This window comes from Niveibacterium sp. COAC-50 (assembly GCF_013184235.1).
Taxonomy (GTDB): domain Bacteria; phylum Pseudomonadota; class Gammaproteobacteria; order Burkholderiales; family Rhodocyclaceae; genus Niveibacterium; species Niveibacterium microcysteis.
The window spans coordinates 733,294-745,723 of sequence record NZ_JABCJM010000001.1; the positions used below are offsets into that span (position 1 = coordinate 733,294).

General features: G+C 65.0%; 12 protein-coding genes. 8 read left to right on the forward strand and 4 right to left on the reverse strand.

The window, feature by feature from the left end:
• Positions 1-24 precede the first annotated feature (24 nt).
• Both feoB and HH302_RS03320 read left to right on the forward strand, forming a co-directional pair.
• Positions 25-2,028: a ferrous iron transport protein B gene (feoB, locus tag HH302_RS03315; protein ID WP_172198169.1), complete on the forward strand. Its 2,004-nt coding sequence runs from the start codon at positions 25-27 to the stop codon at positions 2,026-2,028.
• A gap of 6 nt (positions 2,029-2,034) precedes the next feature.
• Positions 2,035-2,271, forward strand: coding sequence for a FeoA family protein (locus HH302_RS03320; protein ID WP_172198172.1), 237 nt, complete (start codon positions 2,035-2,037; stop codon positions 2,269-2,271).
• Positions 2,272-2,292: 21 nt separating this feature from the next.
• Here HH302_RS03320 and HH302_RS03325 read toward each other — a convergent pair whose 3' ends face one another.
• Complete coding sequence (locus HH302_RS03325; protein ID WP_172198175.1) at positions 2,293-3,174, reverse strand: Dyp-type peroxidase; 882 nt, start codon at positions 3,172-3,174, stop codon at positions 2,293-2,295.
• A 214-nt stretch (positions 3,175-3,388) separates the two neighbouring features.
• Between HH302_RS03325 and HH302_RS03330 the strand changes: the two genes are divergently transcribed.
• From HH302_RS03330 to HH302_RS03345, 4 genes are all read left to right on the forward strand, one after another.
• Entirely contained in the window at positions 3,389-4,213 is an 825-nt protein-coding gene (locus tag HH302_RS03330; RefSeq protein WP_216661748.1) for an intradiol ring-cleavage dioxygenase, read from the forward strand.
• A gap of 85 nt (positions 4,214-4,298) precedes the next feature.
• Positions 4,299-5,804, forward strand: coding sequence for an AlkA N-terminal domain-containing protein (locus tag HH302_RS03335; RefSeq protein ID WP_172198178.1), 1,506 nt, complete (start codon positions 4,299-4,301; stop codon positions 5,802-5,804).
• The gene (locus HH302_RS03340) at positions 5,801-6,304 is read left to right on the forward strand and encodes a methylated-DNA--[protein]-cysteine S-methyltransferase (protein WP_172198181.1); all 504 of its coding nucleotides are present in this window, start codon (positions 5,801-5,803) and stop codon (positions 6,302-6,304) included. Before HH302_RS03335 ends, HH302_RS03340 begins: the two co-directional genes overlap by 4 nt.
• Positions 6,305-6,376: 72 nt before the next feature.
• On the forward strand, positions 6,377-7,252 hold the full coding sequence (locus tag HH302_RS03345) for a DMT family transporter (RefSeq protein ID WP_172198184.1): 876 nt from the start codon (positions 6,377-6,379) through the stop codon (positions 7,250-7,252).
• Positions 7,253-7,261: 9 nt separating this feature from the next.
• Here the strand turns inward: HH302_RS03345 and HH302_RS03350 are convergent, their stop codons facing one another.
• The 3 genes from HH302_RS03350 to HH302_RS03360 all read right to left on the reverse strand — a co-directional run bounded on the left by HH302_RS03350 (position 7,262) and on the right by HH302_RS03360 (position 9,340).
• Positions 7,262-7,843, reverse strand: a complete 582-nt coding sequence (locus HH302_RS03350) for a TMEM175 family protein (protein ID WP_172198187.1) — start codon at positions 7,841-7,843, stop codon at positions 7,262-7,264.
• Between the two features lie 70 nt (positions 7,844-7,913).
• Positions 7,914-8,549, reverse strand: a complete 636-nt coding sequence (locus tag HH302_RS03355; protein WP_172198190.1) for an NADPH-dependent F420 reductase — start codon at positions 8,547-8,549, stop codon at positions 7,914-7,916.
• A gap of 20 nt (positions 8,550-8,569) precedes the next feature.
• Positions 8,570-9,340, reverse strand: a complete 771-nt coding sequence (locus tag HH302_RS03360) for a type 1 glutamine amidotransferase domain-containing protein (protein ID WP_172198193.1) — start codon at positions 9,338-9,340, stop codon at positions 8,570-8,572.
• Between the two features lie 69 nt (positions 9,341-9,409).
• Between HH302_RS03360 and HH302_RS03365 the strand changes: the two genes are divergently transcribed.
• Both HH302_RS03365 and pgm read left to right on the forward strand, forming a co-directional pair.
• Complete coding sequence (locus HH302_RS03365) at positions 9,410-10,348, forward strand: LysR family transcriptional regulator (RefSeq protein WP_216661749.1); 939 nt, start codon at positions 9,410-9,412, stop codon at positions 10,346-10,348.
• 144 nt (positions 10,349-10,492) lie between these two features.
• The gene (gene pgm, locus HH302_RS03370; RefSeq protein ID WP_172198196.1) at positions 10,493-12,133 is read left to right on the forward strand and encodes a phosphoglucomutase (alpha-D-glucose-1,6-bisphosphate-dependent); all 1,641 of its coding nucleotides are present in this window, start codon (positions 10,493-10,495) and stop codon (positions 12,131-12,133) included.
• The last annotated feature ends 297 nt before the right edge of the window (positions 12,134-12,430 follow it).

Sequence of the window (12,430 nt, forward strand, 5' to 3'; positions counted from 1 at the left end):
CACCCGATTCTGCAGGTAGCGTACATGACACATTGCACCAACGACACGGCCACGCTGGACCGTCAGGCCGCCTCGGCGGCAGACGGCGCCACACCAGGGGTCTTCGCCCTTGTTGGCAACCCGAACGTCGGCAAGTCGGTGGTGTTCCACCGGTTGACCGGCACTTATGTGAACGTGTCGAACTACCCGGGGACGACGGTCGATGTGTCACGCGCTTCGGCCCGCTTCGAACGTGGCGCCGAAGTGCTGGATACGCCCGGGGTCCTGGCCCTGCCGGCCCGCTCGGACGACGAGCACGCGACGATGCGCGCGTTGCTGCACGAAAACCTGCGCGCGCTGGTGCAGGTGGGTGACGCGAAGAACCTGCGCCGCACGCTGGCGCTGTCGCTCGTTTTTGCCGACCTGGGCTTGCCCTGGGTGCTGGCGCTCAACATGGCGGACGAGGCGCGGGCGCGCGGCGTTGGCGTCGATCTGCAAGGCCTCTCGAAAGCGATCGGCGCGCCGGTGATTGAAACGGTTGCCACCAGCGGCGAAGGCCTGCAGCGCCTGCCGGAAGCGCTCAAACATGCGTATGCCAGCCAAGGGCCGGCGCATCGCTTCCGCTACCCGGATGCGGTCGAAACGGTCGTGATGCAGGCGGCGGACTGGATCACCGCCCGGCTACCGAAGACCCCGCTGGCGCCACGTGGGCTCGCGGTGCTGTTCCTTGGCCGTGATGCCGAAGTCGAACGCTGGCTCGCCGCACATCTGGGGGCCGAGGCGCAACAGTTGATCGCTTTGCGCGAGGCCGCCGAATCGGCCAGTCCCGAACCCCTGTCCACCGCTTTGGCGCAGGCTCGCGCGGCGGAGGCTGATCGCCTTGCTGGCGCTTATCTGCGGAAGGAAGTGCCGAAAGCCAAGCTGCTCTCGACGCGGCTCGGGCGGCTTGCGGTGCATCGCATCTGGGGCTTGCCGATTCTGTTGCTGGTGCTGTTCGCGGTGTATGAATTCGTGGGCGTGTTCGGCGCGAGCTTCCTGGTCGGTCTGACCGAGAAGAATCTGTTCGGTGAAATCCTGAACCCGGCGATGGAAGGTTTCGTTCGGGCGCATGTGCCGTGGCAATGGGTTGCCGACCTGATGGTCGGGCAGTACGGGCTGTGGACCATGGGCATGACTTACGCGCTCGCCTTGATCCTGCCGATCGTCACAACCTTCTTCCTGGCCTTCGGGGTGCTGGAAGATTCGGGTTACTTCTCGCGCCTGTCGGTGCTGGCGAACCGCGCGTTCTCGCTAATCGGCCTGAATGGCCGTGCAGTGCTGCCGATGGTGCTGGGGCTTGGCTGCGTGACGATGGCGACGCTTACGACGCGCATCCTGCACACCAAACGCGAACGCGTGATCTCCACTTTCTTGCTCGCACTGGCGATTCCGTGCTCGGCACAACTGGGCGTGGTGATGGGCATGCTGTCCGGCATTTCCTTCTCGGCCACGCTGATCTGGCTCAGCTCGGTCGTGCTGATTCTGCTGACCTCCGGCTGGCTCGCGGCGAAGCTGATCCCGGGCCGCCGCATTCCGCTGGTCACCGAGATGCCGCCGATGCGCTTGCCGGTGATCGGCAACGTCATGAAGAAGACCGCGGGCCGCCTGAAGTGGTATCTGGTTGAAGTGATCCCGCTCTTCCTGTTCGGCACGCTGCTGATGTTCGTGCTGGATCGCGTGGGCGCGCTGCCGTGGATCATCGAGAAGGGCGAGCCGCTGGTGACCGGCTGGCTCGGTTTGCCGAAGGAGGCGAGCGCGGCGTTCGTGATGGGCTTCCTGCGGCGCGACTTCGGCGCCACCGGCCTGTTCGCGCTTGGCCACCAGTTGTCGCCGCTGCAGACGGTGGTCGGCATGATCACGATCACCCTCTTCGTACCGTGCATTGCCAGCGTGATGATCGTCATCAAGGAGCAGGGCGGCAAGATCGCCGCTGCGATGCTGGGCCTGATTATGCCGACAGCCTTCCTGGTCGGCGGCATCTTCAACATGATCCTGAAGCACTTCTGGTAAGCCGCGATGAGCCCCAACGAAATGCGTCTAGCCGACGCCACCCCCGGCGCCACCGTCCGATTCCGTGGCTTCGATGCCACGCTGGATACCCTGCTGCAGGACCAGTTCCTCGCCTATGGCATTGCCGTCGGACAGACGCTCAGCGTGTTGCAGCAACGTCCGCTGACGATCATTCAGTGCGACCACACCGAGCTGGCCGTTGAGTCGGTCGTCGCCCGCGCGATGGTGGTTGCGCCGGCCTGAGCCGGCGCAGGGGTCAAGGCGTCAGACGCCGAGCAGGCGGAGGTCCGGTGCGCCGGCCCGCATGGGCGGGCACCAGAAGTAGGCGCCGGTGAGCGGTCGGGTAAAGCGGAACAGGCCGTCGACGATGCCGTCCTCGGCGCCGCACATGCGCCTGAGCTGCGCCTCAAAAGCCGCAAACGAGGCGCCGAAGGCGACGAACTGCAAACCGCCACGATCGCCCTCAATCCACGCCATCGAGCGACGAAGCACGAAGGCCTCCGGTGAGAAGCTCTCCTGCGCGGTGCGCTTTACATGTGCGCAATCCGGTGCGTCGTCGAGTTCTTCATTCGATTCGCGTTCCCGCCCGATCACGTTGTCCTGCATCGATTTCGGCATTGCTTCGAAGCGCTTGAAATCATGCAGCCACTGCTGGACCGCGACGAAGGATGAGCCGGCGAGTGTCGGCTCATCTTCCGCGACGATAGCAGCGGCGACAGCAGCGTCGCCTTGCGGGTTTTCGGTGCCATCCTCATAACCGGTCAGATCACGCCCGCCACCGTGGACGAAGGCCTCCAGCGAATGCTCAAGCACGAAGGTGTCTGCCAGCAGGGCTGCGATGTGACGCTCGCGCTGCAGCAGTGCGGCCCGGTCTTCGCCGCGCAGCCAGAGCCAGAGCGCGGCGGGTGTGGCGGGGAGTTCGACACCCGCCGCAGAGAAGTTCGGGAATGTTGTCAGCCCTTCGACATGGCGGCCCAGGGCGTTCGCCAGAGTTGCGCCGATACCCAGCACACAACGCTCCCCGTCGACTTCGGCCGCCAGGCGACGCAGCGCGGTACGCGCGTCGGTGCCCTGCAGTAAGGAAAAACTCAGGTAACGGGCCGCTGGGGGCAGTGGGGCGAGGATTCCGCTCTGGGGGCCGCTCATGGGGCAATCTCCTGCATGGTTCACGAGGCGTGTGGAAGCGCAATGATCGCGCGTTGGCCCGGTATGTGCCAACCCGCGCACGGTTTGCATTTGATTCACATCGGGAAACATCCACGCATGGCCGGGTCACGGCGGCGGTGCCGTGCGCTGGTTAGGCTAAGCCTTGCCGGCGCGACAAGCGCGCAGGGCGAACTGACCATACGGGGAGAGCGTGATGATGGACAGCAAGAATACCGACGAGCCTGCAACGGTGTCAGAACGGCGCCGATTGCTCGGCGCGATCGGCTCGCTGGGGGCGGCGGTGGTGTGGGGGTGTGGCGGGTCGGAGACGGGCACAACGGCGACGTCGAGTGCGGTCAGCACAGGCGCCACCGATACGACCAGCGCGACAACTACGACGGGCTCCGCCGGCGCCGGCGGTAGCACCGGTAGCGCGGGCGCTTGCGCGATCATTCCGCAGGAAACGCAGGGCCCGTATCCCTTGCTGGCGATCCTGAGCAACGCGGCGATGGTTCGGCAAGACATCACCGAAGGCAAGACTGGTGTGCCCCTGACGCTTCGGCTGAAACTGGTGAACGTCAATGGCAGCTGCGCACCGATCGCCAACGCAGCGGTGTACGTCTGGCATTGCGACAAGGACGGCGTGTATTCCGGCTACAGCACGAGCACGAACGGCAATACGCTGGGGCAGACGTTCCTGCGTGGCATCCAGGTGTCGGACACCAATGGCGAAGTCACGTTCACGACGATCTACCCGGGTTGGTATGCCGGGCGAATCACGCATGTGCATTTCCAGATCTATCTGGCCGACAACTTGGAGGTGACCGCAACGGCCACCTCGCAGATTGCCTTCCCCCTGGCGGATACGACGGCGGTGTACAACTCCACGCTGTATGCCTCGCGTGGCCAGAACACTTCGGTGACGAGCTTTGCTGTCGACAACGTCTTCAGCGATGGCACGACGTACCAGATGGCCGCGCTGACCGGCGATGCTGCGAACGGGTACACCGCCACATTGACCGTAGGTATCGCCGCATGACCTGAGTGGTGCATGCCGCGACCGGCCGGAATATCAGGTCCGAAAACGGCGAGCAGTGGGCGGCGAGGGGCGGATAATCCGCCCCATGAACCGCAGCACTTACATCGACGGCCAAGTCGGCAACGACAACACCGGCAGCCACAACGCCCACTATGCGGCCCTCGTCGCGCGGGACAGTCGTTTCGACGGCCGTTTCTACGTTGGCGTGACGTCCACCGGCGTCTACTGCCGGCCCGTGTGCCGCGTAAGAACGCCGAAGGCCGCCAATTGCCTGTTCTTTGCGAACCCGGCGGCGGCCGAAGCGGCCGGCTTCCGCCCCTGCTTGCGCTGCCGCCCGGAACTGGCGCCGGGGCAAGCCGGTATTGATTCGGCGTCGCGCCTGGCGTGGGCTGCGGCGCAGCGGATTGAGGCCGGGCAGTTGGACGATCAGGGGATCGAAGGGCTGGCGGCCCGGCTCGGGATCACGGACCGGCACTTGCGTCGCATCTTTGCCGACACGTTCGGCGTTACGACGGTCGCGTACGCGCAGACTCAACGCTTGCTGATGGCCAAGCGTCTGCTGGCGGACACCGCACTCCCGATCACTGAAGTTGCATTGGCCGCCGGATTTGGCAGCTTGCGCCGCTTCAATACCTTGTTCCAAAGCCACTACGGCCTGACGCCATCGGATCTGCGACGGGCAAGCGGGGCGCCGGTGTCCGTTGAAGGTCTGCGCTTTGAACTGGCGTTCCGTCCCCCGTTTGATTGGCCCAGGCTGTTGGGCTTTCTCGCCGGCCGCTGTGTTGCTGGGGTCGAGGAGGTCGAGGACAGCATCTACCGTCGCAGTGTCCGCATCGAACAAGGCGGCATCGTTCACCTCGGATGGTTATCGCTGACTCTGGCTGACGGCCGCAATGCCGTCGCGGCCACGGTTTCCCCCAGCCTGGTGCGTGTGTTGCCGGCAGTGCTGGCAGGCGTGCGCCGCCTGTGTGACCTGGCTTGCGAGCCGGATGCAGTTGCCCGCGTGCTTGGGCCGCTGGCCGCCGATGCGCCCGGCTTGCGGGTGCCCGGGGCTTTCGATGGTTTCGAGATGTCGGTGCGGGCCGTGCTGGGCCAGCAAGTCACGGTGAAGGCGGCGCACACCATCGCGGGCCGCTTTGTCGCAGCGTTCGGCGATGAGGTGGCTACGCCATTTGCCGGCATCCGGCGCGTATTCCCGGCGCCGCAGCGGATTGCGCAAGCGAGCGTGGAGGAAATTGCGTCCCTCGGCATCGTGCGTCAGCGGACGCACGCGATTCTCGCGCTGGCGAATGAAATCGCCAGCGGCCGGCTTGATCTTGGGCCGGCAGCCGATGTAGCGGCGACGCTGGCCAAGCTTGAAGCCTTGCCGGGTATCGGTCGCTGGACGGCGCAATACATCGCGCTGCGCGCGCTCGGTTGGCCTGATGCATGGCCGAGCGGCGACGTTGCGTTGATCAAGTCGCTCGGTGTCGCCAGGGCGCGCGAAGCGGATGCCGCAGCCGAGGCCTGGCGCCCCTGGCGCGGCTACGCAACCTTGCATCTTTGGCGGCGCTTGTCGGAGCCCGCGCCTACGGAAAGGGAAAACCCATGAGCATGATCTGGATGTCGCACGCTACGCCCATCGGAGCCATCATCCTGGCGGGCGGGCCTGCTGGCCTGGCCGGCGCCTGGCTCGTCGGGCAAGCCCATTTCGATGGCGTCCAGCCAGACTGGCGTGAAGACGCGACGGCGAGTCTGCTGTGTGATGCTGCGGCGCAATTGGACGAATGGTTTGCCGGTCGGCGCCGGGATTTCGATCTGCCGCTGGCGCCTCGCGGTACGGATTTCCAGCAAGCCGTGTGGCATGAGATTGCCCGTGTTCCGTTTGGCGAAACCCGCAACTACGGCAGCGTGGCGCAGGCGCTTGGCAAACCCTCGGCGGCACGCGCCGTGGGGGCGGCCACTGGCCGCAATCCGCTGACCATCATCGTGCCGTGCCATCGCCTTGTAGGGTGTGGTGGGGCGCTGACCGGTTATGCCGGTGGTCTGCCGCGCAAACAGGCGTTGCTTGCTTTCGAAGCTGAAGGCACGCCGTGCGCAATGGCGGCCTGACGTCCGCGTCGAATTGATTCAATACACTCAAAAAGCGGGCGCTCACGAGGCGACCCGGGAAAGAGCACTGCAGTGAAACCCCAACACTTGTTCGAACTCGTTCTGCTGGCCGCGCTCTGGGGCGGCTCGTTTCTGTTCATGCGTTATGCGGCCCCGGCCTTTGGCGCTGTGGCCCTGATCTGGCTGCGGGTAGCGATTGCGTCGCTCTGCCTTGCGCCTTTGTTGTTGCTGCGAGGCCAAGGGGCCGTCTTGCGAGAGCATGCTCGCGCGATCGCGGTGATGGGCGTTTTCAACTCTGCGTTGCCGTTCGTGCTGATCGCGTGGGCGACCTTGTCGATCACCGCGGGGCTGGCTTCCATTCTGAATGCCACCGTGCCGATCTTTGCCGCACTGATCGGGGCGCTTTGGCTGGGTGACAGGCTGGGCGCCTCACGCATGCTGGGGCTGGCGGTGGGGTTCGCGGGCGTCTTGATGCTGGCGGCGGACAAGGCGGACTTCAAACCCGGCGGTTCGGGTTGGGCGATTGTTGCGATGCTGGTCGCCACGGTTTCGTACGGTTTCGCGGCAAACCTGACGAAGCGCCAACTCGGCGGCGTGCCGGCGCTGGTGAATGCCGCTGGTTCGCAGATCATTTCCGCCATTGTGCTGGCGCCGCTGGCTTACTGGTTCTGGCCGGCGCAGATGCCGGGCGGTTTGGCTTGGCTGGCCGTCTTGGCGCTCGGTGTCGGCTGTACCGCGCTCGCCTATTTGTTGTTCTTCCGGCTGGTCACGCACGTGGGCGCATCGCGGACGGTCACAGTAACCTTCCTGATCCCGCTCTTCGGCGTGCTGTGGGGCAGTGTGTTCCTTGGCGAAGCGCTCAAGGCCGGCATGCTCGTTGGTGGCGCCGTCGTCGTGTTGGGCACTGCACTGGCGACTGGGGTACTCAAGGCGCCGGGGCGCCGTTGAACGCCCGCATCAATCGGCGTCGTTGAGATGTCGTTCGATGCGGGTGTCCGGCACCAGCCACATCAGGGCGACGACCACATACAAGGTTTGCGCGAGCCACTCCTGAACGAAGGCGAGCGGCATCGCGATCGCGTAGATCACGACAGAGAGTGCGCCCTTGCGATCCTTGCCGATGGCGCGCGCCAGAAGTGACTCCGGCCCGTCTCCAGCGACCAGGCAGTGAGCGAGGATCCAGTACGCGGTGCCGGCCATCAGCAGCACGCCGCCGTACAGTGCAGTCGGCAGCGGCGCGAAGTGGTTCTCGCCCATCCAGCCGGTGACAAAGGGCAACAGCGAGAGCCAGAACAGCAGGTGCAGGTTCGCCCACAAGGCACCGCCGGAGACCCGCTTCACCGCGTGCAGCATGTGGTGATGGTTGTTCCAGTAGATGCCGATGTAGATGAAGCTCAGCACATAGCTGAGGAAGGCCGGCAGCAGCGGGAGCAGGGCGTCGAGCCGGTCGCCATGCGGCACCTTGAGTTCCAGCACCATGATCGTGAGGATGATGGCGAGTACGCCATCGCTGAAGGCTTCGAGTCGGTTCTTGCCCATCGTTGTGCCCGTTGCGAGGTTTGCGAACAGGCCGGCAGTGTTGCTGCCGGCTCTGCCGCTGTCCAGCGTGTCAGCGTTTGAGCTGCGCCCAGACCATGTTGGGCGAATGGCCCGCCACCCGCACCATGCGCACCCAAAGTAGCGTCATGTGCTCCAGATGCAGTGCTTGCTCCAGGCCACCGACGTCCAGCGGATCCCAGCCCAGCGCTGCGATCAGGTTGCCGACGATGCGCTTCGCGCCCGCGTCTGCCCCGCAGTACATCATCATCGGTTTGACGTTGTAGGCGGGATAGGCGTTGTTCTCGAAGTTCTCGAAGCCGTAGATCGTGAAGGCTTTGACGACATGGGCGCCCGGCACCTGTGCCTGGATCATCTCGCTGCCAGACCGCTCGCTGCCCAGGCCATGGCGCAACCCGGGGCCGACCGGGTTGGTGCAGTCGACCAGCACCTTGCCGACAAGCGCCGGCGCCACGGCCGCAAGCGCAGCTTCGTTTGCCTGGAACGGCGTGGCGAGGAACACCACCTCCGCCGCCGATACCGCGGCGACCGGCTCGGCGACCTTCAGCGCCGGGTTGCGTTCGAGCGCCTTGCGCACGTTGTCCGAAGCGGGGTCCTTGGCGGCCAGCGTGACTTCGTGGCCGAGGCGCTGCAGATGGTCGGCGAGCGGTGCGCCGACATTGCCGTATCCGATGAATGCGATTTTCATGCCGATTTCCTTCCTGTTTCTTAGCGGCCGAGCGCTTCGATGACGAGGCGCGCTGTTTCGGCGCCGGAGAAGTTCTGCTGGCCGGTGACGAGGTTGCCGTCGCGCACCGCAAAGCTGCGCCACAGGCCGGCCTGCACATAGTTCGCATCGAGGTCTCGCAACGCGTCCTCGATCCGCCAGGGCATCACATGGGTGCCGCGGGGCAGAAGACCGTACTGCCACACCGCGTTGTCCGCGAAGTCCTCTTCAACATTGGCAAAGCCGGTGACCGTCTTGCCGCGCACAAGTGGCGTGCCGTCGGGCAGTCGGGCGTATTTCAGGATCGCGGTGCCGTGGCACAGTGCCGCCGCGACTTTGCCTGCCGTGTAGAAGGCGACGAACTTCTCCCGCAGCGCGCTCGCGGATTCGAAGTTGAACATCGGCGCCTGGCCGCCGGCGACGACGATCGCATCGAACGCCGCCAAGCCGATTTCGCTGACCGGCCTGGTGTTCGCCACCAAGGCCACCAGTTCGGGTGTATGCAGGAAGCCCTGCGTGATCAGGTCGATCTTCGAATAGCCGCTGGCGTCGTTCGGGTCGCTCATGCCGTCGGCGACACAGGCGCCGCCCGCCGGGCTGAAGATCTCGACTTCATAGCCGGCCTCGGTAAAGGCGAGGTAGGGGTGGGTCAGTTCGCTCCACCAGAAGCCGACCGGCCAGCCGGTGGTGGTGGATACGGCAGGGTTCGCGATGACGATTGCGACGCGCTTGCGGGCTTCGGGGTTCAGCGGGTTGGTGTTCATCAGGCTCATGGCGGGGCTCCAGTGGTCTTGCATGGCGTGGAGTATTCGCTTGAAGCAGCCGGTGAAAAATGCGGCGTAATGAGAAATACTGTTGCCGTTTCCGGCAACAAAGGCGCTGCGATGGAACTCAACGAACTGGCTGCCTTCGTCAAAGTGGTGCAATCGGGCAGCTTCACCCGCGCAGCGGACTTGCTCGGGACACAGAAGGCGCATCTCTCGCGCGTGGTGACCGGCCTGGAACGCAAACTGGGTGTGCGTTTGATCGAACGCACCACGCGCTCCCTGTCGCTCACCGAAGTCGGGCGCGAAATCTTCGAGCGTGCGATTGGAATCCTCGCGGCGGTCGAGGACACCGAGCGTGTCGCGCAACAGATGCTCGGCGAGCCGCGTGGCGTCTTGCGGCTGACCTGCGGTGTCGAGTTCGGCATGTTGGCGGTCAGCCGTTGGGTGATTGGCTACCTGCAGCGCTTTCCCGATGTGCGGGTCGAGGCCGATTACACAGGGCGCCTTGTCGACCTGGTGCACGAGGGTTTTGACCTCGCGATTCGCGTCGGCGAACTGCCGGATTCACGGCTGGCGGCACGGCGACTGGGGGAACTGCGCTACGGCCTGTTCGCGAGCCCGGACTATCTCGCTCGTACCGCGATGCCGGAGACACCCCAGGAACTTGCCAGTCATGCGCTGCTTGCCTTCGCCGGGGGAAACCAGCGCCAAGGCTGGCGCCTCGAACGCGGCGGCGAGGTGGTTACCGTTGAAGCGGAACCACGGTTGCGGGTGGATAACAGCTTTTCGGTGGCGGATGCGGCGAAGGCGGGCTTGGGCATCGCGCAATTGCCGCTGATGGTGGCCCATGATGCGCTGGCAGCCGGTACGCTTCGCCGCGTGCTGCCGGGCTGGGCGCGCGCGCCGGTGCCCGTTAGCGCGCTATTTCCCAGCGCGCGCTACCTCACGCCCAAGGTCCGCGCCTTCATCGACCATGCTGCGGCGCAGTTCGATGCGCTGCGCACCACCGATTGATGCGATGGCAATGGCGACTCGAAGCGCGCATGCTTGACCGGACTTGCCGTTTGCAGCAATGGCTGTTCGTTCAGGTCAAGACGTTGTCACCCGATCTGCGGCAAACTTGATGGGTTTTCACCTGCATTCCCCGAGGATAAGAAGATGGCACACCCCCTGGCCGGTCAACCGGCGCCCAAAGACGTCCTGACTGACATCCCCGCGCTGCTGGCTGCCTATACGGCGATCACGCCGGATGTGAACAACCCGACGCAGCGCGTGGCCTTCGGTACCAGCGGCCATCGCGGCAATGCGTTTGCCGGCAGCTTCAACGAAGCGCATATCCTCGCGATCACGCAAGCCGTTTGCGAGTACCGCGCGCAGGCGGGCATCACTGGCCCGCTTTACCTGGGCAAGGATACGCATGCGCTGTCCGGCCCCGCGCAGATCAGCGCGCTCGAAGTGCTGGCCGCAAATGGTGTGGAAACCCGCATCCAGGCCGACGATGGCTTCACGCCGACGCCGGTGATCTCGCGCGCGATCCTCGTGTACAACCGCGACAACGCCGGCCCGCGTGCCGACGGCATCGTCATCACCCCGTCGCACAACCCGCCGGTCGATGGCGGCATCAAGTACAACCCGCCGCACGGCGGCCCGGCTGATACCGACATCACCGGTTGGGTCGAGGCGCGCGCGAATGCGCTGATGGCGGAGGGCAACAAGGGCGTGAAGCGCGTGCCTTACACCGAGGCACTGGCCGCTGCGACCACGAAGGCCGAAGACTTCGTCATGCCTTACGTGAAGGATCTGGGCGCGGTCATTGACTTCGACGCGATCCGCAAGGCAAACCTGAAGATCGGTGTGCACCCGCTCGGTGGCGCAGCCGTCGCGTACTGGAAGCCGATCGCCGACACCTACGGGCTGAACATCGAGATCGTGAACCCGGCTGTCGATCCGGCCTTCTCGTTCATGACCCTGGACCATGACGGCAAGATCCGCATGGACTGCTCCAGCCCCTACGCGATGGCGAGCCTCGTCGCGTTGAAGGACAAGTTCGACATCGCCTGGGGCAACGACGCCGACGTCGACCGCCACGGCATCGTCACGCCGTCAGTCGGCCTGATGAATCCGAACCACTACCTGGCGGTGGCGATCAACTACCTGCTGACGCACCGCCCGCAGTGGCCGGCCAGCGCAGCAGTCGGCAAGACGCTCGTCTCCAGCGCGCTGATCGACCGCGTCATGAACGGTCTTGGCCGCAAGTTCCTCGAAGTACCGGTCGGCTTCAAGTGGTTCTCGGGTGGCTTGCTCGACGGCAGCTTCTGCTTCGGTGGCGAGGAGAGCGCCGGCGCATCCTTCCTGCGCCGCGACGGTTCGGTGTGGACCACCGACAAGGACGGCATCATCCTCGGCTTGCTGGCTGCGGAAATCACCGCCGTCACCGGCAAGGACCCGGGCGTGCATTACCAGGAACTGGCCGCCAAGTACGGCGCGCCGTTCTACACCCGTATTGATGCTGCCGCGACGCCGGCCCAGAAGGCGGCCTTCAAGGGCCTCACCGGCGAGCGCGTGACTGCTGCGACGCTGGCGGGCGATGCAATCACCGCGAAGCTGACCAAGGCGCCGGGCAATGGTGCGTCGATCGGCGGCCTGAAGGTCACCACCGCCAACGGCTGGTTCGCCGCGCGCCCCTCGGGCACCGAAGACATCTACAAGGTCTATGCCGAGAGTTTCGTCAGCGCTGAGCACCTGCAGCTGATCGTGAAAGAAGCGCAGCAGATCGTCAGCGACGCGCTGGCAGCCTGACTTCGCGCAGGTCACTTAAAAACCCGGCCTCGTGCCGGGTTTTTTGTTTTTTTGCGTGATCTTGGAGTCACCCAGAGTTAAGCCGCATGACGCAGCATGCGACCGTGACGTGGCGTCGATCGTCGACATCACGCCGAACTCTCGGCTCGAACGGGGCAAATGAAGATGCGGATCAGCGAGTATGAACTGAACCATGTCGAGGGCTGGCAATGCCTGTCCGCGCTGGTGGAGTGGGAGTCCGTGAGTCGTGCGTCGCAGCGGATCGAGTTTCGAGTGCCGAGCACCGGATTGCCGATG

Bases quoted from the DNA above. Each gene is read 5' to 3' on its own strand.
- HH302_RS03340 (WP_172198181.1), top strand. From the start codon at position 5,801: ATGAGCATGATCTGGATGTCGCACGCTACGCCCATCGGAGCCATCATC.
- HH302_RS03365 (WP_216661749.1), top strand. From the start codon at position 9,410: ATGAGAAATACTGTTGCCGTTTCCGGCAACAAAGGCGCTGCGATGGAA.
- HH302_RS03350 (WP_172198187.1), bottom strand. From the start codon at position 7,843: ATGGGCAAGAACCGACTCGAAGCCTTCAGCGATGGCGTACTCGCCATC.
- HH302_RS03360 (WP_172198193.1), bottom strand. From the start codon at position 9,340: ATGAGCCTGATGAACACCAACCCGCTGAACCCCGAAGCCCGCAAGCGC.
- pgm (WP_172198196.1), top strand. From the start codon at position 10,493: ATGGCACACCCCCTGGCCGGTCAACCGGCGCCCAAAGACGTCCTGACT.
- HH302_RS03330 (WP_216661748.1), top strand. From the start codon at position 3,389: ATGATGGACAGCAAGAATACCGACGAGCCTGCAACGGTGTCAGAACGG.
- HH302_RS03320 (WP_172198172.1), top strand. From the start codon at position 2,035: ATGAGCCCCAACGAAATGCGTCTAGCCGACGCCACCCCCGGCGCCACC.
- HH302_RS03355 (WP_172198190.1), bottom strand. From the start codon at position 8,549: ATGAAAATCGCATTCATCGGATACGGCAATGTCGGCGCACCGCTCGCC.
- feoB (WP_172198169.1), top strand. From the start codon at position 25: ATGACACATTGCACCAACGACACGGCCACGCTGGACCGTCAGGCCGCC.
- HH302_RS03335 (WP_172198178.1), top strand. From the start codon at position 4,299: ATGAACCGCAGCACTTACATCGACGGCCAAGTCGGCAACGACAACACC.
- HH302_RS03325 (WP_172198175.1), bottom strand. From the start codon at position 3,174: ATGAGCGGCCCCCAGAGCGGAATCCTCGCCCCACTGCCCCCAGCGGCC.